Annotated in this window: 15 protein-coding genes, 1 pseudogene and 1 other annotated feature; of the genes and pseudogenes, 12 read left to right on the top strand and 4 right to left on the bottom strand. The window is 40.1% G+C overall.

The genetic code is table 11. The features are described 5' to 3' along the window. The first annotated feature begins 217 nt into the window (after positions 1 to 217). The 7 genes and pseudogenes from AC0T5Z_RS09720 (at position 218) to AC0T5Z_RS09690 (ending at position 9876) form a co-directional block, all read left to right on the top strand. Positions 218 to 811 carry a LysE family translocator gene (locus AC0T5Z_RS09720; protein ID WP_435337807.1) on the top strand — a complete coding sequence of 198 codons (594 nt, stop codon included), beginning with the start codon at positions 218 to 220 and terminating at the stop codon, positions 809 to 811. Between the two features lie 414 nt (positions 812 to 1225). Further along, on the top strand, positions 1226 to 1795 hold the full coding sequence (dcd, locus tag AC0T5Z_RS09715) for a dCTP deaminase (protein ID WP_004975507.1): 570 nt from the start codon (positions 1226 to 1228) through the stop codon (positions 1793 to 1795). Positions 1796 to 2039: 244 nt separating this feature from the next. Beyond that, positions 2040 to 4133 (top strand): hypothetical protein, encoded by a 2094-nt coding sequence (locus tag AC0T5Z_RS09710; RefSeq protein WP_435337836.1) that lies wholly within the window; start codon positions 2040 to 2042, stop codon positions 4131 to 4133. 140 nt (positions 4134 to 4273) lie between these two features. Beyond that, positions 4274 to 5493, top strand: a protein-coding gene (locus tag AC0T5Z_RS09705) for an IS3-like element ISAba29 family transposase (RefSeq protein WP_151826295.1) whose coding sequence is annotated in 2 segments (ribosomal slippage) — positions 4274 to 4550 and positions 4550 to 5493 — 1221 coding nt in all. Because the reading frame shifts where the segments join, the coding sequence is not laid out codon by codon here. After that, positions 4549 to 4665: a sequence feature (AL1L pseudoknot), on the top strand. Its footprint overlaps the gene before it by 117 nt. A gap of 46 nt (positions 5494 to 5539) precedes the next feature. Next, positions 5540 to 6175, top strand: a pseudogene (locus tag AC0T5Z_RS09700) (hypothetical protein); the annotation flags it as partial. Positions 6176 to 6208: 33 nt separating this feature from the next. Beyond that, positions 6209 to 8455 carry a DUF6160 family protein gene (locus AC0T5Z_RS09695; RefSeq protein ID WP_435337576.1) on the top strand — a complete coding sequence of 749 codons (2247 nt, stop codon included), beginning with the start codon at positions 6209 to 6211 and terminating at the stop codon, positions 8453 to 8455. Positions 8456 to 8469: 14 nt separating this feature from the next. Continuing rightward, entirely contained in the window at positions 8470 to 9876 is a 1407-nt protein-coding gene (locus tag AC0T5Z_RS09690; protein WP_435337575.1) for a hypothetical protein, read from the top strand. A 58-nt stretch (positions 9877 to 9934) separates the two neighbouring features. Here the strand turns inward: AC0T5Z_RS09690 and AC0T5Z_RS09685 are convergent, their stop codons facing one another. From AC0T5Z_RS09685 to AC0T5Z_RS09670, 4 genes are all read right to left on the bottom strand, one after another. Further along, entirely contained in the window at positions 9935 to 11650 is a 1716-nt protein-coding gene (locus tag AC0T5Z_RS09685; RefSeq protein WP_291334746.1) for a proline--tRNA ligase, read from the bottom strand. A 122-nt stretch (positions 11651 to 11772) separates the two neighbouring features. Beyond that, positions 11773 to 14877, bottom strand: coding sequence for an efflux RND transporter permease subunit (locus AC0T5Z_RS09680; RefSeq protein ID WP_435337574.1), 3105 nt, complete (start codon positions 14875 to 14877; stop codon positions 11773 to 11775). 62 nt (positions 14878 to 14939) lie between these two features. Beyond that, positions 14940 to 16073, bottom strand: coding sequence for an efflux RND transporter periplasmic adaptor subunit (locus AC0T5Z_RS09675; protein WP_435337573.1), 1134 nt, complete (start codon positions 16071 to 16073; stop codon positions 14940 to 14942). 49 nt (positions 16074 to 16122) lie between these two features. Beyond that, positions 16123 to 16767 carry a hypothetical protein gene (locus AC0T5Z_RS09670; protein ID WP_435337572.1) on the bottom strand — a complete coding sequence of 215 codons (645 nt, stop codon included), beginning with the start codon at positions 16765 to 16767 and terminating at the stop codon, positions 16123 to 16125. A gap of 275 nt (positions 16768 to 17042) precedes the next feature. Between AC0T5Z_RS09670 and pilG the strand changes: the two genes are divergently transcribed. The 5 genes from pilG to AC0T5Z_RS09645 all read left to right on the top strand — a co-directional run bounded on the left by pilG (position 17043) and on the right by AC0T5Z_RS09645 (position 25181). Continuing rightward, positions 17043 to 17426: a twitching motility response regulator PilG gene (gene pilG / locus AC0T5Z_RS09665; RefSeq protein WP_004975524.1), complete on the top strand. Its 384-nt coding sequence runs from the start codon at positions 17043 to 17045 to the stop codon at positions 17424 to 17426. Positions 17427 to 17458: 32 nt separating this feature from the next. Continuing rightward, positions 17459 to 17827: a response regulator gene (locus tag AC0T5Z_RS09660; RefSeq protein WP_435337571.1), complete on the top strand. Its 369-nt coding sequence runs from the start codon at positions 17459 to 17461 to the stop codon at positions 17825 to 17827. Positions 17828 to 17830: 3 nt separating this feature from the next. Next, positions 17831 to 18367 carry a chemotaxis protein CheW gene (locus tag AC0T5Z_RS09655; protein WP_291334738.1) on the top strand — a complete coding sequence of 179 codons (537 nt, stop codon included), beginning with the start codon at positions 17831 to 17833 and terminating at the stop codon, positions 18365 to 18367. A 45-nt stretch (positions 18368 to 18412) separates the two neighbouring features. Next, positions 18413 to 20488, top strand: a complete 2076-nt coding sequence (locus AC0T5Z_RS09650; protein WP_435337570.1) for a methyl-accepting chemotaxis protein — start codon at positions 18413 to 18415, stop codon at positions 20486 to 20488. A 169-nt stretch (positions 20489 to 20657) separates the two neighbouring features. Then, entirely contained in the window at positions 20658 to 25181 is a 4524-nt protein-coding gene (locus AC0T5Z_RS09645) for a hybrid sensor histidine kinase/response regulator (RefSeq protein ID WP_435337569.1), read from the top strand. Position 25182 lies beyond the last annotated feature (1 nt).

The following is a 25182-nucleotide window of genomic DNA, read 5'->3' as shown; positions in this document are numbered from 1 at the left end:
TGATTTAATGGCGTTTAATCTATAAGTAACTTAAAATTGTTAAGAAAAAATGACTTATAAGTTACTATTCAATTAAAAAATATTTTTTATATAAGTGGTTGAATAAGAATAATAAATTTAAAATATTCAACTAAACAAAAATTTGTCTTACAAAATACTTTTTGCCAATTGCAATGAACTATTTTAATCTGCGTTCATTCAGTAGTGAGGTCAATTCATGATTTCATGGTTTTTTATCGGTTTGGTGATCACAATTTTATTGACACCAGGGCCAACCAATACCTTGCTTGCATCATCAGGTATTCAGGTTGGTATCCGTAAATCTTTCCGATTAATTCCAGCAGAAGCATTGGGTTATTTGATTTCTATTACACTTTGGGGTGCTTTAATTGGTACGGTGTCTACCCATCTTCCATTATTGCCCACCATTCTAAAATTATTTAGTTCAAGCTATATTATTTTCTTGGCGATTAAATTGTGGCGCACGGCCAAAGTTGAGCAAAGCTTTAATCAACCTACGATTCGTGCGAGTGAGCTATTTTTAGCGACTTTATTGAATCCGAAAGCATTGTTGTTTGCCTCTGCGATTTTCCCAACGATTGCATGGGTAAAAGCAGACTATTATGTGGCACACATGCTGGTATTTTTATGTTTAATCGTGCCGATTGCTTTTTTCTGGACATTTATTGGTTCGGTGCTCGCTAAAAATAAAATTAGCTGGCTCAATCAGTGCAATCTACAAAAAACAGCTTCTATTGTGTTGTTAAGCTTTTCAATTCCTTTAAGTTATTCGGCTTTATTAAGTTTGTAAAGTTAACGTTGTATCAAAAATTTATATCTACTGGAAATAGGGTCTGTTGACATTTCATAAATGGCTTGCGCTGTGTGCTAAAACTGAGCAGATCAGGCATGAAACGCAGGGAATAGCGAGACTATTTCCAAGTTTCATAACGTAATCTGAGAAAGTTTTAGCCACAGCCTTTCAGGACAAGCATATTTTTTGCTGCTATTGCGTTATGTGCCAGTCATTTAGAATGACTAAATTTCCTGTCCCATGCCTTATATCAGCTAAAAAATATGCGTTGTCGCAAACATAGACGAATTGTCAACAGACCCTAATCATTGCACTCAAAAAGCGATGTGAGGGAAACGGCTGGTTTTCATTAACTTAGATTTCAGTTAAAGTACAGCACAGTTAAACATTCATATTTTGGATAGAAAATAAATGGCAATTAAGTCTGATCGTTGGATTCGCGAAATGAGCGAAAAACACGGCATGATTGAACCGTATGCAGAAAACCAAGTTCGCTTTGACGAAAATGGCGAGAAACTCATTTCTTATGGTGTTTCTAGCTATGGTTATGACGTACGTTGTGCACGTGAATTTAAAGTCTTTACCAATGTTCACTCAGCAATTGTCGATCCAAAAAACTTTGATGAAAAAAGTTTTATCGATATTGAATCAGATGTGTGCATCATTCCGCCAAACTCGTTTGCCTTGGCGCGTACCGTTGAATATTTCCGTATTCCACGCAATGTATTAACAGTGTGTTTAGGTAAATCGACCTATGCACGTTGTGGCATTATTGTGAATGTCACGCCACTCGAACCAGAGTGGGAAGGTCATGTAACTTTAGAGTTTTCCAATACCACGAACTTACCTGCACGTATTTATGCAGGCGAAGGTGTGGCACAAATGTTGTTCTTTGAATCAGATGAAGTTTGTGAAACCTCGTACAAAGACCGTGGTGGTAAATATCAAGGGCAGACAGGCGTAACCTTGCCTAAAGCATAAGCAACAACTATCTATCACAATTTTTCTATTGAAGAAGCGAGCCAATGTGCTCGCTTTTTTTCATTCATCGGAAAGCTGTACTGTTTAGCCAGTTTGTTTTGCATTTGCATAAATATTCAGCATAATTAAATATGAGAATGGTTTGGCATAATCACGTTTTTAAGGATAAAAACACTCAAATAAATAGCCAAGCTATAGATAAATAAAAGAAAGATGCGGAGCATCAGATAAAAGGATGGTCGAGATGACTGAACACGCAATTACTTTCCCTTTTCGTAAGCATTGCTTAGCCACTGCGATAAGCTTATTTTTGGCGAACCCAAGTTATGCTTTACAAGCACTCTCAGATGACTCCCTCTCTAATACGACAGGCGAAGGTGTTGCGTTAGTTCTTCATGACTTCAAAATGGTGTTTCAGCAACCGAATGATCTTTCTACAGGGTCAAGCTATACTCGTGGGTTAGAAAACCCTAGTCAATATGATACGGGCTTTATTCGTATTATTCCGACGGGAGAGAATTATGCGCAGTTGGCAGAAAGTGCATATCACACGGTTTTTAATAATACTTATAATCAAAGTGTTCTAGAAGGTAAGGCTGCGCATAAATATAACGAAACTTACCGTTCAACTTATGAACAAACCTATACAAATCAATATTCAACTTTGTATCAAGAATATACTAAAAATATTGTAACAGATGCTCAAGCGAAAACAGAAACATTTACATTTGAGGTTCGTGAAGGTTTTTTTAAAAATGAGACGCTCAAGAATTATTACAATCAGCGTCTTGCAGACTATAGTAATGGTACCTGGGGATGGAAGGATGAATGGTTGTTAACTGATGGTGAAGGTCTAGCAAAAGATGGAACTACAGCATATTCTTTGAGTAATATTGGTACTGATCAGAAAAAAGCAAAAGAATATGCTATAGCTAATACTTATGAAATGCTTGATCTCTTGTATGGCAGTCGGTCGGCAGAAACTAATAATGATTTATTGAATTCTGATTTTTATAAAGGGCTTGGCAACTTTACTCGAGCAGACCAAGTTGGCTCACAAGTTAATGCGCTAATACAAACGGAAATAAATAAAGAAACAGCATCGGCTCAAATTCGGGCTAAATATAATGCGGGTCAACTTGCAGAAGATACAGCAAAGTCTGCTGTAGCTGAAATTTATGCTCAAATTATACAATCAGCTGAACAGGCTGCGACAATTGCAGCATCAGGTTCTCCAGTAAAATCGCTTAGAACCAAAGCAGATGTTTTTATTTATGGTTTAGCATTATCTAAAAGTGATAATTCATTAAGTAGCCGTTATAGCAATCAGGGTTTTAACTGGGGTTCCGCAGATAACCCATGGTTATTCCGCGCGGGTACAGAAAAAGTCAAACAATTTAAAAATATAGAAAAAGATGTTGGTTATTTGGCACTTGAGGCGCCGCTTGCAACTACTGCAGCAACTGAAAGTGATAATAATATTAAATTAGGCTTTTGGACTGATATTTTTTCGCGTCAGTTGGATTCAAGCGCAGAGGTAGATCCAAGCACTGGAGCGCCAACATCAGGTTTAGATAAAGCGCATCGTTTGCGCACACAATTTGTTGCCAATGGTCTCAGTTTAAATGGGTCACAGACCCGACTATTTCAGACTTTAGACTCGGATAACCCAAACCATCATCAAACCTTGGGTATGGCAAGTCTATTGCGTTTGAACACCAATGATAATTCTTCGAATCTAAGTTTCACAGATTCAAACCTAGATAGTAAAGGGATTCGCATTAGCACAGCAGCAAAATTAGATACTTTGGATGGAACGGCGGTCACACCTGCAATAGATGGTTCATTGGCACCAGTTTTTCATGATATCGAGGGTCTATATTTATACAGCCCAAATATCAATTTAGTTTTAGGGAATATGTATCAGCCTTTTGTGGTTGGTTCTGAGGGTAATAATATTGTGCTGGAAGTTACACGTATTCCAAATGTCCCTGAAATTTATAATAAAATTTATCAAAATTATGAAGATGGAAAGGGTGGATATTTAGGTTCTGCGGCGTTTACAGGTGCGACTTGTAATGTGGTCAGTTGTGGTACGTCACTCAAAGCTAGTGCAACAGATAGTACAGCAATGTATCAGGGGCGCAATGCAACACACAGTAGTATTGCTATTGGTACAGTTGAGCGCTTGCCAAATAATATGTTACGTGCCAAGGATCATGATAATGCCACCGGTGTTGTATTTAAAGGTGTAGATGGTTCTGCTAAGAATCTAGGTTCGGTTGCAATTGATGGCGTGCTGATTCAACACCTGAAATTTAAAACGACAGGTCTATAAGAGGAGAATCATCATGTTAAAAAAACTGTCTTGTATTGCATTGATGTGTAGTCCTTTGACCCATGCCGATTTAATTGCACTGGAAAATCATGAACCGTACCAGGTTTGTCGGAGACTCAATATTCTGAGAGACTATTCCGATGAAAAAACCAAACTATACCCCCGAAATTAGAGAAAGAGCGGTTCAATTACTAATTGAATCTGAAAAAGATTATCCTTCTACTTGGGCAGCAATCACAGCTATTGCTCCTAAAATCGGTTGTACTCCTGAAACATTGCGTGTTTGGTATTTAAAGCATATGGATCAACTAAATCCTGCCAAAGTACAACAGATATCTGACCAAGAAAAAATGAAGCAAATGGAACGTGAAATTAAAGAATTAAAGCGTGCCAATGAAATTCTACGCAAAGCAGCCGCTTTTTTCGCCCAGGCGGAGCTCGACCGCCCACACAAATAATGGTGGATTTTATCCAGAACAATAAAGATCGATATGGTGTTGAAGCGATTTGTAGAATTTTACCGATTGCAGCTTCGACCTATTATCGGGCTTTAGATCTCGTTGATAACCCAGAACATCGAGCGAAACGTGCTCTGCATGATTTACATCATGCAGAGCAAATCAAACGTATTTGGAAAGAAAGTTTAGGTCGATATGGTGTGCGTAAGGTCTGGCAACAATTGAAACGTGAAGGTTATGTTATCGCACGTTGTACAGTTGCTCGATTGATGCAGAAGCTAGGTATACAAGGTGTTTGGCGTGGTAAGAATAAACAAACCACCCGTAGCCGAGATGATCAAAAACGAGCAGATGACTTAGTAAAACGCAATTTTAATGCAGATCATCCTGACCAGCTGTGGGTCGCTGACTTCACGTATATTCAAACTCATTCAGGCTGGGTCTACACCGCATTTATTATTGATGTGTTCTCGCGAACAATTGTTGGATGGAAAGTATCAACACGGATGAATACAGATATGGTACTTGATGCACTGGAGCAAGCATTGCATGATCGAGGCATGCCAAAGAATGTGATTCATCATTCCGACAGAGGTGTGCAATATCTTTCCATTCGCTATACCAATCGTTTAGAAGCAGCAAATTTACGAGCATCAGTCGGTACAACGGGTGATTCATACGATAATGCTCTGGCTGAAACGGTGAATGGCTTATACAAAACAGAGGTGATTGAATATTTAAAAGCAGATTGGCAAGGTTTAGCGGATGTACAACTTGCGACATTAAATTGGGTAGATTGGTTCAACAAAAAGCGTGTACACAGTGCACTGGGTTATGTATCGCCTTTTGAGTTTGAAGCAATGTACTATGATAAGATTAATCCGTTAGGTCAGGTGGCCTAACTTAAATAAAAAAGTCTCCGATAAACCCGGTACGGTTCATCATGAATTAACCCAAGCAACAGGTCAAGGGGGTGCAGATCTCAGTTGGACGTTGTCGTTAAACCATGAATATGCCGAAAACTTGGAACTCAGCAATATTTCAAAATTTAATGGCGGGACTAAACCTACAGAAGTTTATTATAGCTATAGTAAAAATTGTGCTGACAATAATGTGCTCTGTCGTTTAGCGATTGCACCCAATAACCATGAAGATAATAACGGTAATAAAAAATGGCTGGTATTTAAGCAAATTCAAGGCACCCTACAAATTGATAAGTTTTCTTTAGATGGCACGACTATTATTAATCATAAAAATGACCCACAAACGGCAATGATGTTGAGTTTTTATGATGATAAGCCATTAAAAATAAGAAATTTGGGTTTTGCAACCATGGCGATTGAAACAGGTACAGGGCAGGGAGTAAATGAAGGTTATGCAAATTCAGAGGTATACACCAAATTTGAAGGAAGAAATTATGAACAAGATGGTAGTTATAGCTTAGTTCAGGAAAATGTCCCTCTGTTTGATCGGGGCGCCGAAAAAGGATTTATAGGCTTAAATATTCACGGCAATATGCACATGTCTAGCAATGTGAAAATATTTAGCTACAACTGTACAGGTTCAGCAGCAAGTCGTTGTTGAATAAAGGATTAAGTACAGTATAGGGATGTAAAAATGAAAAAAATAATGCAGTTAAATTTATTAACATTAAGCGTACTTTGTGCGCAACAAGTGCATGCTCTAGAGCTGATTGCAGACCAACATTTGTCTGATGTAAGTGGGCAAGATGGTATTGTAATCACCCACGAAATGTCTAAAGCCACGATTAATCAAGTCAATTGGTATGATCCTGATTTAGTGACTGGCACTCAACAGGGCTTAGGCTTACATAATGTAGAAATTAAAGGACAGAATAACCAACCTATTATCAGTAAGCTTGCTTTAGATGTGGGGAAAACTGATGTTGGCGCAGGTGTGCGTATCGATGCGAGCATTGATGCTTTTGAAGCGACTGCAGATTTAAACTTAGTCCAAAAAAACTGTGTCGGAAATAGTTGTACTAAAGAAACACAAAGCTTGGGTCAGTTCGGCTTAGAAACGAAATCACCTTTAAAAGTTTTATTAGAAACCAAAGCAGGTTTATTCAATCAAAATGAAACAGCACATTTAAACTTCCAGTTACAGAATGCCAAAATTAGTCATGGTTTAGGTAAGCATCAATTATCTCTGCATGATTTTAACTTTAATTTTGCGACTGATGGCTATATGTATATTGATGCCGATGAGGGATTGGTCTTTACCACTAAAAATGGTTCCACCGACCATTTTGTAAATCTTGGGCGTGTGAAGGACTTGAGTGATGTTGCAAGTAGCCGACAAAATGCAACCAATCCTGGGGTCAATATTGACTTGCGTTATGATGATAAAAACTTAATTCGCTTTGGTGCTTCAGGTGCGGTAAGCAATGCAAAATTGTTCTTTAATGGGCAGCAAAAGAATGTTGCCAATTTTGACGTTTCGAATAAGGTCAATGGTGTAATTGAAACTAAAAATACCGCAGTTACAAGCTACGATACTGTGGTGGGACAAGGTGGTTTGCATTTGGGCTTATCTGCAGATTTTACCAATCAAAATACGACAGGTTTGGCTGCAGGGCAATTACCAACAATCTTGGAAATTGGGCACACAGGAAAAGGCAGTTATGCAGTTGAGTTTTCGAATCTAAGACCGCTAACCACACGTGATGCACAAGGTAATTTACACAATAAAAATGCTTATATCGATTTTGGCGATATTTATATTAATACCGTACAAGCGAAAAATCTCAATTTTTTAGTCAATGAAAATATAAAAAATACCATTGGTGCATCGAGTCCTATTTTAAACCAGTTGCTATCGAGTAAGCTTGAAGGTGATCAGTTCTCACTGATTGCTGTTCGTGGCATGGACTTTCAATCAATTGCAGCCAAAGCGAGAATTATTTCTGACAATTCTTTAGATGAATTGACAGGGGATGGTGGTTCTTGGGGTATTGGAATTCCAATTTATAATTTAAATGCCAATGTGGCCTTGTTGGGTAAACAATATCTGTCACCTTATGATCAAACAAATAAAACTGGAATTGGTTATAACGCCATGGTTTCTACCGAAGGTTATGGCATAGATTCAAAAACAGGCTTGCCCAGTACTACTTCTATTATCTTAATTGATGGGCAAAACAGCCTGCATGCAGGAGAAACTGTTAACTATTATGCTGGTTTAAGAAATATTGATGCATTAATTCAGTCCGATGGTGTAATTGGTTATGAAGATGAAGGGATTTATATCCGTGCAGATCATTTATTGGTTGCAGCAAAAGCAGAGTTAGCGATTGGCCAATTACCAGGTTCAAAATACAACTGCGTCACAGAATCAACGAAATGCGGTAGCTTTGTACCTTACGATAATTTTTCGAAGAAAGATGATGTGTTGACCACCATCGCTTTTAAATTAGATGGCAATGGCGAGTTGTTGGTAATTCCAGGAATGGATCCAATTGCTACTAATCCGAACTCAAACTTTTTGTCTTTTGATGCGAACTTTAAGTTTAGAAGTCTAGATAGCACAGAACAGGCAGATCCCAAGAACTTGGGTAGTTATTTTAGTTTGATTAATGAAGATCAAGTGGATAATAAAACTATTCAAACGTCTTCAATTAACTTGAATCGTATGGAAGGTCATTTAGGGGTTAAAGGAAAAGTCTTCGTCAGTGCAGATACGGTCACTTTAGACAATCAAGTTAAATTTAATTATAAAAATAATATTGCTCAACCCTTTAAAACAGACTTTGCAATGTCTACCAATGGCAATATGCAAAAAATTGCTTCTGTCGCGCTTACAGGTGGAGCCATGCGCAGCACATTCGGCATTACGCCACGCTAAAGGATAAAAATAAAATGAAAAAAACAATTTTAGTTGCATCTATTTTAAGTACAGCTTTTTCATTTAATTCTGCTCACGCGATGCAGGCTTTAAATGATGATCAGTTATCTCATGTACAAGGTCAGGCACTTTTGAACCTGATGACTGCGACAGATCAATCGCAAGGATTAAACTTTTATAAACTGAGTGTTGATGCACTCATGGAGCTCAATGCCAACATTAAAACACTACAACTAGGTTGTGGCGGTGTAAATAATGCGATTCATAATAGAGCAGGATGTGATATTGATATTTCTAATATTGCATTAAGTGGTTTGAACGAGTCCCATGATTCAACAGGTAGCCCAAAGTTTAATGGTGAACGTGCGGGTACCAGTGCACAAATTACCAATCCATTTATTGAATTTGCGATTAGTGGAAATAGTGCGTCAACACGTGAAGTGGTTGGTTTTCGCTTAGGTGCGGAAGAAATTATAGGTTTACTGACCTTGGGTACAGACAACGTACAAAACCCAAATGACGGGATTAAAAGTTTCAGTGGTTATATGAAAATGGCACAAACTCAAGGGCACTCTTATACTCAGGCTGCTAAGTTTGGTAATGCTTCTGACCAAAAAATCAGTGGGACATTGACAGCATTGGGGCAGGATCGTGTTTATACAAGTAAACCTGGTGCAGAAGGACATACTGGGATTACCGTTCCATCTATGAGAGCTGATTTTACGATGCCTGAAACAGTAGTGACTGGTCAGCGTATGGAATCCGCTGTAGTTACAGGTATCCGTTCAACATTAGGTTCTATTCCACTAGCGGCAACAGAGTCTGGGACATATGCTGCTGATGTAAATGGAACACCTGACTTTTCCAACGACCAATTATATGTCACATTTCCTCCTTTATTGTTTGGTTCTGTTGGTGATCACTCATTCTTTAAAATGAGTAAGGGTTCTACATTAGAAAATTTGAATATGGATATTACTTTTGTCCAAGCCCTAAATATGATTCACAATATTCCTCTGAAAGGAACAGGTGGATATTTATCTTTACAAAGCAAGCCAGTGCAGTGGATGGGTGCAGATGAAAAAGATATTGCACAACAAGGTTGGTGGATGTCGTTTAAAGAACCGGTGCAATTGGGTTATTTGGCAACTGCGGATTTGGTAGATGTTTCTTCAGTACTACCACAGGTCGCAAAAGCATTAACCTCTGAGTTAATACAAAATAAGCATAATGTAGATGTAAGTTTTTTAGAAGCATTAGGTTCATTGGCTGGTACACCAATCGAGCGTAAAATGAATATTGATGTTGGTAGTTACACAGGCTATTACACGGGTCAACCAGCCAGATTGACACTTAATAATCAGGTTTTACATAACCAAAACGTTACCCCTAACTGTTATGGTGGTATGAAATTCTGTTAATTCCAAATGAAAAAAATCCCGCCAGTTGTGCGGGATTTTTTATACTCAGTGTTTAATCTTATTTGGCAATTTGGATGAGTAATTCTTCTTTCGTTAGGTTGCTAGATTCAGCATCACGACGACCTTTATATTCAAAAGTACCTGCATCTAAACCTTTCTCACCAATCACAATACGGTGCGGAATACCTGTAAGCTCAAGGTCAGAGAATTTCACCCCAGGACGTTCATTACGATCATCCAGTAATACATCATAACCTGCAGCTTGAAGTTCAGCATAAAGTGCTTCTGCTGCTTCTAATGTACGTGGTGATTTATGTGCATTCATTGGCACAATCGCAATTTCAAATGGTGCGATGGCTGCAGGCCAAATAATCCCTTTATCATCAAAGTTCTGTTCAATAGCAGAGGCAACCACACGCGTAACACCAATCCCATAGCATCCCATGGTAACAGTAAACGGTTTGCCATCTTCACCTAATACTTTACAGCCCAACGCTTCTGAGTATTTAGTCCCAAGCTGGAAGATATGACCGACTTCAATACCGCGTTTAATTTGTAGCGTTCCTTTCCCATCGGGAGATGGATCGCCCTCAACGACATTACGTAAATCATAAACTTCAGTATATTGTGCATCGCGCTCCCAGTTCACACCTGTTGCGTGTTGATCAACTTGGTTTGCACCAGCAACAAAGTCAGACAGTACCGATACAGCACGGTCTACAATCACAGTTATACCTTTTTCAACCAAACCTTGTGGACCAACAAAGCCAGCAGTTAAACCTAATGCTGCAATTTGTGCATCGGTTGCAAAAGTAAGTGGTGCAGCAATCTGTGGATGCTTTTCTGCTTTAATTTCGTTGAGTTCATGGTCACCACGCAAGAATAATGCAATCACAGGGATTTGACCCGATTCATCTGCAACACCTTGAACCAAGAGCGCTTTGACTGACTGGTTACTATTCGTGCCTAAAAATGCAGAAACATCCGCAATGGTTTTTTTGTTTGGTGTATCTACAATCTTGAGTTCTTGCGTTGCAGCAGCACGTTCACCCACCAAAATGGCCTCAGCCATTTCAATATTGGCTGCATAATCAGATTCTGTAGAGAAGGCGATATCATCTTCACCACTTGAAGCTAGAACGTGGAATTCATGTGAACCTGAACCACCAATAGAACCTGTATCTGCTTGTACTGGGCGGAAGTCTAAACCTAAGCGCGAGAAAATTCGGCAGTATGTGTCGTACATGACATCATAGGTTTCTTGTAAGGAGGCTTGATTGGTATGGAAAGAATAAGCATCTTTCATAATAAATTCACGTGAACGCATTACCCCAAAACGTGGTCGAATTTCGTCACGGAATTTAGTTTGAATTTGATAGAAGTTAATTGGCAATTGCTTATAGCTTTTTAACTCATTACGTGCCAAATCTGTAATGACTTCTTCATGTGTTGGACCAAGTACAAAAGGATTGTCGTGGCGGTCTTTAAAGCGTAGTAATTCAGGACCATATTGCACATAACGCCCAGATTCTTCCCAAAGTGAAGCGGGCTGAGTGACAGGCATAAAAGTTTCTAAAGCGCCTGCGCGGTTCATTTCTTCACGAACAATAGCTTCAACTTTATTTAGCACACGTACCCCCATTGGCAACCAAGTATATAAACCTGAAGCCAATTTACGAATCATACCCGCACGTAACATTAGCTGGTGAGAAATCACCTCGGCATCGTTTGGGGTTTCTCTTAACGTAGCAAATAAAAAGCGACTCGCGCGCATGGAAACTGTCCTAAAAAATGAAGCGTTAAATGGAATTTTTTCAAAGCCAGATTATACAATAAAAATCGGGCTAAACTTGCGTTAAAATTTAGCCCAACGATTGTGTGAATTTGTGCGAGATTTTAAGAGATCAGTTTACGTGTTTGGCGTAACATAAAATTCTTAAAATCATCTAAGTAAGTGAAAATAACAGGTACAACCACCAAGGTGAGCAGGGTAGATGTCATCACACCGCCAATGACTGCATGTGCCATTGGTGCACTTTGTTCACCGCCTTCACCCAAGCCAAGTGCCAGTGGCACCATCCCCATCACCATTGCACTGGTGGTCATTAAAATGGGACGTAAACGGGTTTTTCCTGCAGCAATAATTGCATCATAACGTGACTCGCCCTGATCCATGGCTTTTTTAATAAAATCAATCAGCAAAATTGCGTTTTTGGTTACCAATCCCATCAGCATAATAATACCGATAATAGAAAACAGGTTCATGGTCGAGTTGAAAATAAACAGTGCCAAGAATACCCCAATCAGTGATAAAGGCAGAGAAGCCATAATTGCAGCGGGGTGAATGAAACTGTTGAATTGCGACCCTAAAACGATATAAATAAACACAATAGATAGGGTAATAGCAGTCAGCGCATAACCTGCAGATTCAGTCATGTCGGCATTGGCACCTTGTGTATCGAAGCTATAACCTGCGGGTAATTTAAAGTTGTCCTGAATTTTTTCAATGTCGGCACCAATGTCACCTGCAGGACGTCCTGCGGTGTTTGCTTCGACCAAAACTTCACGGGCTAAATCACGGCGGTTGATTTGTGCTGCACCTAAACTTTCCTCAAACTTAGCCACACTTGCCAAAGGCACTAAAATATTTTGTCCATTGGCATCGGTTTTTTGTGAAGTTAAATACATATTTTGCACATCGCTCGGCAAGCTACGACGGTTTTCTGTAAGGCGAACATTAACATCGTAGGTTTCGCCATGTTCATCTTGCCATGTAGTGACATCATCCCCTGCAATGAGTGGTCGGATAATATTGGCAATTTGATTCACCGATAGCCCCAAATCGCTAGCAAGCACGCGGTTTATATGAACACCTAATGTAGGTTTAGGGGCTTTTAGCGAGCTTTCTAAATCGACAATACCCTCCACCTGAGCAATTTCTTTCATAAAGCGGTCAGAAATTTTTTGTAACTCTGCTAAATTAGGGCCTTTAATGGACACCATCACAGGTTTTTGCCCCCCCGAAACTGTTTCATCGGCAGATGCGACAGAGGTGATGGTGATGCCTGCAATACTTTGTAGACGCTGGCGGAATTCATTATTGAGTTCAGTCAGCGTTTGTTGACGTTCATTACGCGGGCTGACAGTTACACGCAAGTTAACATGATTTTTCCCGCGATCTGTCACGCTGTTAATTGCCCCGTAAGTCGCACGTACTTCAGGGTGTTGACGGATGATTTGGTCTACTTGTTTTAATTTTGCTTGTGAATATTCAAGAGAGGCATCCACAGGTGTTTCAAATTTAATCCGAATTTCACCTTTGTCAGGTACAGGTACAAACTCTGTGCCAATCAGTTTGGATAATCCGAGTGCAGCAAATAATGAACCCACGGCAATCAATAAGGTAATAACGCGAAATCGTAGCGCTAATTTTAAAAGTTTTTCATAATGATGACTTAAATTGTCGAGTTTGTTGGAAATCCAATTTAAGAAGCGTTTTATCCGTCCAGGTTGTTTATCGGGATTGGATTTTTCAGCCCAATGTGCAGATAACATTGGGTCTAGGGTAAAACTGACAAACATGGAAATCAGCACGGCAGTACTGACGGTTACCCCAAATTGATAGAAAAAGCGTCCGATTATCCCGCCCATAAATGCTACAGGTAAAAATACCGCAACAATGGTTAGAGTGGTGGCTAAAACCGCCAAGCCAATTTCTTTGGTGCCATCCAAAGCAGCCGTGACATGGTCTTTACCCATGTCGGCATGACGCACTATATTTTCACGAACCACAATTGCATCATCAATCAATAAGCCAATACTGAGCGAGAGCGCCAGTAAGGTCATCATGTTGATGGTAAAGCCAAATGCCCAAATAAAGGTGAGTGTGCCGAGTAGGGCGATGGGCAGGGTCAATCCTGTAATGACGGTAGAACGGAATGAACCAAGAAACAATAGTACAATCAGGACTGCTAAAATCGCACCCTCAATAATGGTGCGAGCTACATCACGGATACTGCCACGAATCCCTTTAGAAGAATCCACCACGACTTTTGCAGTCATGCCTGCAGGTAGTTGGGTTTGAATACGTTCCAAGGTTTTGTGGGTGTTATCTACCACTTCAATGATATTAGAGTCTGAGCTACGCAAGATATCGACAGCAACCGCAGTTTGGCCATTTAGAAACGCACTGGTTTCCAGCTCTGCCTGACTGTCTTGAATTGTGGCTACTTGTTTTAAGAAGATTGGCGCAGCATTTTTATTGGCAATAATCAAATCGCCAAAAGCTAGAGGGTGAATGACTTTGGATTGAATTTCGACCACCAATTCACTCTTGGCTTGTTTGAGTGTACCGCCTGGCACTTCAATATTTTCAGCTTTTAGGGTATTGATAACTTGATCCACACCTAAACCAAAACTCATTAATTTTTGTGGATCGACCTCAATCCGAATTTGTCGCTGTGCATCACCCAATAAATTGACTGTCCCGACGCCAGATACGGTACGCAGTTGTGGCACAACCTGCTGATCTAGATAGGAACTTAGATCGCGCAAGGACATTTGTGAGGATTCAAAGACAATCGACATGACCGCATTGGCTGTTGGGTCGTAGCGCTCCACTACAGGGTCTTGAATTTCATCTCGAAAACCTGCACTGACTGAGGAAATTTTATCGCGTACATCTTGTGCCGCCACTGCCGAAGGAACATCTAAATTAAATTCGGCTGTTATGGTAGATAACCCTTCACTGGATTGTGAAACCAGTTGTTTTAGTCCAGAAATGGTGTTGATCTGGTCTTCCATTTTCTTGGTGATTTCAGACTCAACTGTTTCAGGTGATGCCCCTGGATAACTGGTATAAACGACTACAAATGGAAAATCGACGTCAGGAAATTCTTCCACGCCCATACGTTGCCATGAAGCCAAGCCAAGCACCATCAGACAAAACATCATCATGATGGTAAAAACGGGATACTTGACGCTAACTCGGGTAAACCACATACAACGATCCTGATTTTTTATTTATTGGACATCTGCACTACTGCATTGAGATGAAATTCTAATTATTGAAGGTTATTTTGGATGATCACCTGCTGCTGGATTTGATCGGGGCTAAATACCACTCGACTCACTAGATCATTGTTCTGTAAGCCTTGAATCACAGCAGTATTATCACTGTAGCGTTGTTCTAAAACTGTGATATCAACACGGGCAATTTTTTGATCTCGTATCACCCAAACATAAGGTTTGTTTTGGATATCGTGAATGGTATTGAGTGGAATGATTTGCCCTGAAATTGTGCTGTTCGCTAAAATATAACCATCCACAAATGCCCCAATACTTAAAGATGGAAGACGCTCAAGCGGGGTCGCAAAAAACTCAATTTGACGACTGGCTAAATCTGCTACAGGGGAAACGCGACTAATTTGTGCATTAAATGTGTTTGCTTGCCCTTGTAGTTGATATTCAATTTTTTGACCAATTTTTAGTGCGGCTTGTAAGTCGCTTGGTAATTTTGCTTGAATTTCTAATTGGTTCGGATCTACGATTTCAAATAAGGTTTGTCCTGTAGCCACAGTTTGCCCAGGCTCAACTTGACGTTGGGTAATGACACCATGAATTGGACTGGTAATCGTACCATCTTGATCGGCTTTTAGTGCTATATCGACATTGGCTTGTTGGGCACGTACATTTTCCATTTGTGCACGGTAATCTAACTGACTTTGCTCATATTCCACTTGTGAAATAAAACCCTGATCGAGCAAACGCTTTTTTCGTTGCATCATGTTTCGGGCTTGGTTGGCTTGTGCTTGCGTTGCAGCTAAATTTGCGCGAGCTTGTGCCAAACGCGAAGCATTATCCTGATTATTCAAGCGCAGCAAGGTTTGACCACGTTGTACGCTATCGCCTATTTTGACATAGACTGAAGTTGCTGTGGCAGTCACCTGTGCTTGAATACTGCTTTGATTGACTGCACGCACTGTCCCTGTAAAGGCAGTTTTACTGATTGCTCTGCCTTGTTGTGGGGTCACTAAATCTTGCTGAATGAGTTCTACTTTTTCTGATGCTATTGTTTTATTTTCAGTTTCTGATTTTTGGCAGGCACTCACTAAAATACATAAGCCGATTGTAGCGATACGAAAAATGGGTAAATAATGCCGATTAAACCTAACTGCGATACGCTGTGCAATGTGCATGCATATTTGTCCTTAATAATTGCCAAAATGACAATGTAATTCAAATCAACTATTCAAGAGCTTTTAAGCGAGTAATAATTTTGTCGTATTCTGCTTGTGTATTTCGATAGCTTGTTTGTAAAGATTGAATCATATTTTTTTTAAGCTCGATGTTTTTCAAGTTATTGTCCAAATTGGTTTTTAGTTGTGCAGGCACAGGTTTGACTTTGCGTAGATACTCCATTTCTTGGCGTTTAAAAGTAATACGGTCATTTTGCAACTGTTTGATTTGTTCTTGTTGGAAAATAATTTGCTTTTTAATATGAGCTAAAGCGTTATTACGTTTAGTGATTGCGGTTTGGCTATTGGTATAGGCTTTTTTCAAACGCTGATCAGATTCCATTTGATACGCTTGAGCAGCGCGTTGTGGAGCTTTTTTAATATCCGCTTCGGTGCTGTATGGACGTGCACGCTGAATCACTTGCATGTTACGGTCTAATGCTTCATAGCCGTGACGAATATGATTAGGTGTCACATTACTACTAATATTCGCAACGCCATGTTGATCATAATAGCGGTACCACACCGCTTTATTCTGGCTGTCAGCCATGAGTGGGGCAGAGGGAAAGAGCAGTAAAGCAAGCATGCCCAATTTGAGTGACTGCTTAGTTTGTTTTAATTTGACAGCGAGTGATTTTGCAAAAAAAGTGCTCACGTTGTCCCCCATAATAAAGTTGACTAAATTACTTAAATTACACGTAATAATAGTGTTATATTAGATCAGATTTAGGAATTAGAAAAATACAACCGATAAAAAAATATCAATGGTCACACGAAAGTGTGAGCGGTTTGGTGATAATGGTGTAAAAGTGTAGCTTTACACTAAATATGTTCATTGAAACTACAAGTAAAGATATGTTAAAAATAACATCAATATGTAAAAATTTTCTACTCAGTTGCTTGTGCAAATAAAATGGGAAGGGTCATTGAATGGACGATAAATTCCAAAATCTAAAAGTCATGGTGATTGATGATTCAAAAACCATTCGCCGTACAGCTGAAACACTTCTACAGCGTGAAGGTTGTGAAGTGGTTACCGCAGTTGATGGATTTGAGGCATTATCCAAAATTGCCGAATCAAATCCGGATATCGTATTCGTAGATATTATGATGCCGCGCTTAGATGGTTACCAAACGTGTGCCTTGATTAAAAACTCGCAAAACTACCAAAACATTCCTGTCATTATGCTATCAAGTAAAGATGGTTTATTTGATCAAGCCAAAGGACGTGTCGTGGGTTCTGATGAGTATCTGACTAAACCATTTAGTAAAGATGAATTATTAAACGCCATTCGTAACCACGTGACCGCATAATTATTAGTTAGTTTGATTTATTGGGGGAAATAATGGCTCGTATTCTTATTGTAGATGATTCACCTACAGAAACATTCCGCTTTAGAGAAATCTTGACCAAGCATGGTTTTGATGTCATTGAAGCAGCGAATGGTGCAGATGGCGTGACCATGGCGCAAGCCGAATTACCAGATTTAGTATTAATGGATGTAGTTATGCCAGGCGTGAACGGCTTTCAGGCAACACGTCAAATTTCGCGTGGTGATACCACCAAACACATTCCAATTGTAATTGTGAGTACCAAAGATCAGGCAACTGATCGTGTTTGGGGGAAACGCCAAGGTGCGAGCGATTACTTAACTAAGCCTGTTGACGAAAAACAATTAATTGATGTGATTAATCAACACCTTAATGCAGGATAAGCTATGGCTGCAAATGGTTTTATTGAATTACTTCGGTTATCTAAACGTGGAAACAAAAACTACGTTAGTACCGAAAATGAGGTAAACCGCTGGTCAGGTATTGCTTTTGAGATGATGGGGCAATATTTCGTTGCTCCATTAGGAGAGGTTTCTGAGGTTATTTATCCACCGAAATATACGCCAGTACCAAATACCCAACCTTGGGTAGTGGGTCTAGCGAATATTCGCGGAAGATTACTTTCAGTTTCAGATTTGGCACATTATGTATCTGGGCAAAGTAGCCAATATTCACCTACTCAAAAAGTAATGTGTATTAGTCATAATGACCATTATGTCGGTTTAATTGTAGATCAAGTTTTGGGTATACAGCACTTTAATAAGAAAAGTTTCTTTTCTAAACACAATGATTTAGATAGTAATTTACAAGAATATTGTCAGGGGTATTTTCACCAACATAACCAACAATGGCATGTTTTCTTATTTAGTCGTTTATTGCAAAACCCAAAATACATGAACGCATCTATAAAATTTATAAATTAACTGTCGCGCACCTAAAAATGAAGGCGTCAATCGGGGAGAAGCTGTATGGGCTTTAAACTTAAAAAGAAAAATCCAGGCGAAGAAACCGTCCATAAAGCAAGTGGTTCAGGTTTTTTTGCAAAATTACAGGCGCGAACAGAAGAGTTTGCGAGTGTATTTGGCGAAACAGAAAAATCTAAGCCACTTATTTTAGGTGCAGCTTTTTGTATCATCTTATCGCTTTTCCTGTTGCTATACCTTTTTTATAGCGTGCCGCGTAATAACGACTTTACCCGTAGTTTGGGTGAATTACGTCTGTTGTCACAAACCATTTCTCGTCAAGCAACTGAAGCGACTGCATCAGGTACACCTGAATCGATTAAAAATTTAACAGATTCACAAAAAGCCTTTGCTGATAACTTAGAAACAGTGAAAGACATTCATCCAAATACAGATACTTTGCGTGATGTAGAAACACAGTGGAAATCAATTTCTGAAAATATTGATTTAATTGCGTCACAACAAAAAATTATTAACCAGCTTTATGACACGAGCATTGCAATTAGTGAAACCATCCCTGGTATTCAGGCGGAATATAATTTGATGGTTGACCAAATGGCACGCCAAGACATGCCAAGTAGCCAGGTGGTTATTGCAAAGAACCAAGTATTCATTGCAGAGCGTATTTTACGTTCAATCAGTTCTGTATTGACAGGTACAGACAGTTCTCGTGAATCTGCAGATGACTTTAGTGCCGATACCGAAACATTTGGTGCTTACTTAGCAGCGCAGTTGAATGGTAGTGCAGAACTGGGCGTACAACGTATTACTCAAGAAGATTTACGTAGTTCATTAGAAAGCATTCAAGCAGAATATGAAGAAGTATTGAAATCTGCTGCTGCAACGGTTTTAAAGAACTCAACGCAAATTGTAAAAGTACGTCAGGCATCCTCTTCTATTTTTGACCAGTCAGATAAACTTTTAACCAATTTAAATAAATTGTCTGGCGGTTCAGGTTGGTCTATTGCGATTCCTGCAATTGGCTTGATTGCAGCATTACTTGCATTCTTGTTCTGTGTATTCAAGTTACTTGGTTTACGTGGTGAAGCCGATAAATCTCGCGTGGTTCGTCTACAAGATGAATATGACCGTAACCAGAACGCGATTTTACGTTTACTCGATGAAATTGCCGACCTTGCGGATGGTGACTTACGTTCATACGCAACAGTATCGGAAGACTTCACGGGTGCTATTGCTGACTCGATTAACTTTGCGATTGACCAATTACGTGACCTTGTATCGCGTATTCAAGAAACATCGCACGAAGTTGCACGATATACGGCAACCACACAGAACATTACTAACCAGTTAGCAGAAGCATCTGAGCATCAAGCGCAAGAAATTGCAGGTGCATCTGCCGCAATTAACGAAATGGCAATGTCAATTGACCAAGTATCTGCCAACGCTGAAGAATCAGCAGCGGTAGCAGAACGTTCAGTACATATTGCATCGAATGGTGCAGACGTTGTAAACCGTTCAATCGAAGGTATGGATATCATTCGTGAGCAGATTCAAGAAACCTCAAAGCGTATTAAGCGTTTGGGTGAATCTTCACAAGAGATTGGTAACATCGTTGCCTTGATTAACGATATTGCCGACCAAACTAACATTTTGGCATTAAACGCAGCAATTCAGGCGTCTATGGCGGGTGAAGCTGGTCGTGGTTTCGCAGTCGTAGCCGACGAGGTACAGCGTCTAGCGGAACGTTCAGCATCTGCAACCAAGCAGATTGAAACACTGGTTAAAACCATTCAGACCGATACCAACGAAGCCGTAATTTCGATGGAACAAACTACATCTGAAGTTGTACGTGGTGCGAACTTATCTAAGGATGCGGGTGTTGCACTGGATGAGATTCAAACGGTATCAGCCAACCTTGCGAAATTGATTTCGAACATTTCGGATGCTGCAAAACTTCAATCTGCTTCTGCAGGTCACATTGCAACCACAATGAATGTGGTACAAGAAATTACCTCGCAAACGACCAGTGCAACTTTCGATACTGCACGTTCGGTATCTGAGTTAGCCAACATGGCAGAATCATTACGTGAATCTGTAACTGACTTTAAACTACCTGAATAAGCCGGATTCCAGCTTGGGGAAAGGTGTACCTATACACAGTTATGGGTGCACCATCATTCAGAGATAAAGCATCGCAAAGATGAACTTAACTTTTGGGTTAGGGGCATTCAGGATGGTTACAATTAAGTTGAAGTACCTTTTGGTGCTGAAAACGTAAGAAGCCTTAGCTATGAAAGAAATATTAAAAAATTTAGTTGAAACAATGACGCTTCCTGAAGATAGTTATCTTGAGCAAGATGCGGAAATTCTTGAAATTTTTATCGAAGAAATTGAAGAAATCTTCGAAGAATTAAATCCATTATTTAGAAATTGGTTTGCGAACCCAACAGATCAAGAAACTTTAGTGACAATTCGTCGTCACTTTCACACTTTAAAAGGCTCGGGTCGCATGGTGGGTGCGAAATCTGCGAGCGAATTGGCATGGACGGTTGAGGATACTTTAAATCGTGTGCTTTCGGGTGCGGTGACACTCAATACTGATATTCAAAAATACGCTAAAACTGTTTTAAATATTTATCAATTCAAGCTTTATCCAATTTTTAAGCAAGTCGGTTTAATTGATCTTGATTTACGCCCGTTGGTGCTTTTAGGACAACAATTACAGCAAAACCAAAGTCCTGAACCTGCACTGGAAGAATTGCTCGTTCTAGCGGATCAACTGACTGCAACTGATATGCCGATAGGACTAGAATTGGCGGATGCTGAAGTTGAAACAGCATCTGTCGCAGCAGTTGAATCATCTGATGATGTAATAACTTCTGAAGAAACTCTGCAGACAGACGTTGCGCAAGAAGTGGCAGCTGATGAAAGTCTATTGGCTGAAACTCTGGCTATTTTTGTGGAAGAAGCGGAAGACCATTTAGCGACAATTGATCATTTCTTGGCGCAAGATCAGATTCAATCGCAAGACTATAATGGTTTAATCCGTGCTTTACATACACTGCGCGGCAGTTCGTCTATGGCACAAATTGTGCAGGTGTTTGAAGCAAGCTCTAAAGTTGAAAACTTGTTTAAAACGTTTGTGCAAGATGAAATTGAGTCGACCTCTAAAGAAACTGCGCTGTTGGTACAATATGCGGAATTTGTCCGTGATTATCTGCATGTACTTCGTCAAGGTCACTGTGATGGTTTAGATGTTATCTATGCAACTTTTAATAAAGCTTGGGATAGCTACGGCTTTAGCACTAGCGATACGGAAGACTCTAATCCTCAAGGTTTAGTATCGAAGCTCATCGAACTGAATATTGATCGTTTACTTGATGCCGAATTTGATTTTGATAAATTGGCGCAAGCGCAATTCCCAAGCTATTTAGAAGAACTTAGCGCACAAGCGCAATTATTGGTAGATCATACTGATAACCGTGCGTCTGTAGGTATCCATCAATTTACTCAAGAACTTAAAGCTGCTTACGACAGTGTTTTAGCCCAACCAATTTTACTTAATTCTGAATATTGTCATGAGTTATTTGCACAGACGCACCAAGAGTTTATTCATTTATTCGATACCTTGGCTGCGGGACAGCGCGTTACAGTTACCGGAGATATTCAGAAATCCTTAAATGACTTAACTGCATTTGTACAGCAAGATATTGATGCAATTGCACTTCAAGATGCTGAATCATCAGTGAGTGACAACGCTGTGGAAACTGCGGTTGTTGCGGAACATGAAGGTTCGCCTGCTGCAGTTGTGAGCGAAAGTTCGGGCACGGTGAATTTGGCGCAATTGTCACAACGTATTGCGTCTGATCAACAAAACATGCATGCCGATGATGCCAATAAAGACTTTGATCCTGACTTGCTGGATATTTTCTTGGAAGAAGCAGAAGAACTTTTGGTGGGTATGGATGAAGACGTTAATACTTGGTCAAAAGATGCTAGTGATACTTCAGCATTAAACAACCTTATGCGTTATTTGCACACATTAAAAGGTGGTGCAAATATGATCTCGGCGACGCATATAGGTTTAATTGCACACAACCTCGAGTCAATTTACGAGCGTATCATTAACAACCAAATTGCTGTTTCACCTGCGTTAATTCAAATTATCCGTTTGGTGCAAGATAATATTGCAGACCGTATTCAGACCATTCGTGATGAGCGTGTTGACTATGCTGCGCCAGAGTCCATTGCGATTTTAGGCAATATTGTCAGCTTGGCACAAGGCGATGCGGATTTATCTGTTGCAAGTGTGACAACTACAGCGCAGCTTGAACAGGGTATCGAAGCAACTGAAGATTTTGATACCCAGCCTGAGTTGGCGGCAGAAGTGTTCCAAGACACGATTGCAGATTTAGCTAAAGATGACGTAGTTATTGGTGATGATGCAAGTCTTAAAGCAAGTGCTGAATCTAAAGATGAGCAATTGCATTCAGTTGTGGTTGAAACTTTCCGAGAAGAAGCGGAAGAAATTTTGGATGCTGCAGATCAGCGTTTGAAACAATGGTTCGAACAGCGAAGTGACCGAAGTATCTTGCTTCAATTACAACGTGCGGCACACAGCTTAAAAGGCGGTGCGCGAATGTTGGAAATTGATCCTGTTTCGCAAATTGCTTATCAACTTGAACGTGCCTTTGAACAGTTTGCGGTGCATCAATTTAACTCAAATGTTTATGATGCCTTGTTGCAAACTACGTTGGCATGGTTGCGTGATGCGATCTTCAATGCAGATTACAGCAATTATGACAGCTTAAAATCTAGCTTGTCGGCGATGCAGTTTGTAGATGTATCTGCACAATTGCCTGAGCGTTTAACGCATACCGACTTATTATCGCCGAGCCGTAGTTATGAGTTTGTTCAGGGTGATGGTACAGAACCACCTGCAATGTCGGGTGAATGGGGCGAAACCACGCAGCTGGATAACAGCAATGAGATGATTCGTATCTCTGCTGATTTAGTCGAGAAGATGATTGACTTGTCCGGCGAGAACTCGATTAACCGTTCACGTATTGAAATGGAGCTAGGGCAACTGGGCGGTACCTTGAATGAGATGGAATTGGCGATTAAACGTCTTGCCGATCAGTTACGCCGAATGGAAGGCGAGCTAGAATCGCAAATTATTGCCAAGCACGGTTCTGAAAACTCACGTTATGCAGATTTTGACCCATTAGAGATGGACCAATATTCATCGTTGAATCAGTTGTCTAAATCACTGGCGGAATCTGCATCAGACTTGGTGGACTTTAAGAGTACATTGGCTGAAAAAATCCGTGATGCCGAAGGCTTGTTATTACAACAATCACGTATTCAGGCCGAAATTCAAGAAAGCTTGATGCGTACACGCCTTGTACCATTTTCGCGGTTATTGCCACGTTTACAACGTATTGTGCGTCAGACTTCATCGACCTTAAACCGTCCGACAGAGCTAGTGGTTAATAACACTGAAGGTGAATTAGACCGTACCATTCTTGAACGTTTGGTGACACCGTTTGAACACATGCTGCGTAATGCGGTCGACCATGGTATTGAAGACCCTGTGCAACGTGCTGCAGCCAATAAACCTGAAGTTGGTAAAATTGAACTGAACATTACCCGTCAAGGCACAGATGTTGTGGTGACTTTTGTGGATGATGGTAAGGGTATTGATGATGCCAAGATTAAACAAAAAGCATTGAGCTTAGGTTTAATCAAAGCCGATCAGAATTTAGATAAAAATGAAATTCTACAATACATTTTCCACCCAGGTTTTACGACAGCACAATCGGTTACACAAATTTCAGGTCGTGGTGTTGGTTTAGACGTGGTGCAAAGTGAAATTAAGGCACTTGGTGGTCACGTTTCTGTAGATTCAATATTGGGTCAAGGTACAACCTTCAGTATTCGCGTACCAACCACGGTTGCGGTATCTGATGCCTTAATGGTAAAAGTTGGCGATCAACAATTTGCGGTACCTTTGGCGCAAATTGACCGTATTGTACGTATCGCACCAACCACTTTGGAATCTTACTTCAACAGCAATGAAGACTTCTTTCAAATTGATAACCAGAACTATAAGTTACGCTATTTATCTGAATTCGTTGGCAATCAGCCATTACCGCGTTTAAGCAATATAGGGCATTCACTGCCAGTACTGTTAATTAAAGGCAGTACAGGTCAAACCATTGCCTTGCTGGTCGATCAGTTGATTGGTTCGCGTGGTCAAATTGTTGTGAAGCCAATTGGACAGCAGTTCACAAGCATTGGTGCAATTGCAGGCGCAACTATTTTGGGGGATGGTCAAGTTTGTTTAATTTTGGATGGTCAGAACATTGCCCGTCAAATTCTTGCAACACAACGTACTAAACAAGCCAGTGATCAACGTGAAATCCAGCGTCGAAATACGCGCCGCTTAATTATGATTGTGGATGACTCAGTCACCGTACGTAAGGTAACTTCACGTCTGCTTGAGCGTCAAGGTTATGACATCGTGACTGCCAAAGATGGTGTCGATGCCATCGAGCAACTTGAAAACGTCAAACCTGACTTGATGTTACTGGATATTGAAATGCCACGTATGGATGGTTTTGAGGTAACTAACCTCGTACGCCACCACGACATGCATAGCAATCTGCCAATCATCATGATTACGTCGCGTACAGGTGAAAAACACCGTGAACGTGCGTTTAGCTTAGGTGTGACACATTACATGGGTAAACCGTTCCAAGAGACAGAATTGCTTGCCAATATTGAACAATTATTAGCAGTCAGTCAGAGGTAAA

Source organism: Acinetobacter pengchengensis (assembly GCF_982235305.1).
This window is presented reverse-complemented; position numbering and strand designations above follow the sequence as displayed.

What these genes read in the sequence shown, in the direction of transcription:
- AC0T5Z_RS09645 (WP_435337569.1), top strand. Translation starts at nt 20,658, where the DNA reads ATGAAAGAAATATTAAAAAATTTAGTTGAAACAATGACGCTTCCTGAA.
- dcd (WP_004975507.1), top strand. Translation starts at nt 1,226, where the DNA reads ATGGCAATTAAGTCTGATCGTTGGATTCGCGAAATGAGCGAAAAACAC.
- AC0T5Z_RS09695 (WP_435337576.1), top strand. Translation starts at nt 6,209, where the DNA reads ATGAAAAAAATAATGCAGTTAAATTTATTAACATTAAGCGTACTTTGT.
- AC0T5Z_RS09650 (WP_435337570.1), top strand. Translation starts at nt 18,413, where the DNA reads ATGGGCTTTAAACTTAAAAAGAAAAATCCAGGCGAAGAAACCGTCCAT.
- AC0T5Z_RS09720 (WP_435337807.1), top strand. Translation starts at nt 218, where the DNA reads ATGATTTCATGGTTTTTTATCGGTTTGGTGATCACAATTTTATTGACA.
- AC0T5Z_RS09660 (WP_435337571.1), top strand. Translation starts at nt 17,459, where the DNA reads ATGGCTCGTATTCTTATTGTAGATGATTCACCTACAGAAACATTCCGC.
- AC0T5Z_RS09710 (WP_435337836.1), top strand. Translation starts at nt 2,040, where the DNA reads ATGACTGAACACGCAATTACTTTCCCTTTTCGTAAGCATTGCTTAGCC.
- AC0T5Z_RS09685 (WP_291334746.1), bottom strand. Translation starts at nt 11,650, where the DNA reads ATGCGCGCGAGTCGCTTTTTATTTGCTACGTTAAGAGAAACCCCAAAC.
- pilG (WP_004975524.1), top strand. Translation starts at nt 17,043, where the DNA reads ATGGACGATAAATTCCAAAATCTAAAAGTCATGGTGATTGATGATTCA.
- AC0T5Z_RS09675 (WP_435337573.1), bottom strand. Translation starts at nt 16,073, where the DNA reads ATGCACATTGCACAGCGTATCGCAGTTAGGTTTAATCGGCATTATTTA.
- AC0T5Z_RS09690 (WP_435337575.1), top strand. Translation starts at nt 8,470, where the DNA reads ATGAAAAAAACAATTTTAGTTGCATCTATTTTAAGTACAGCTTTTTCA.
- AC0T5Z_RS09680 (WP_435337574.1), bottom strand. Translation starts at nt 14,877, where the DNA reads ATGTGGTTTACCCGAGTTAGCGTCAAGTATCCCGTTTTTACCATCATG.
- AC0T5Z_RS09655 (WP_291334738.1), top strand. Translation starts at nt 17,831, where the DNA reads ATGGCTGCAAATGGTTTTATTGAATTACTTCGGTTATCTAAACGTGGA.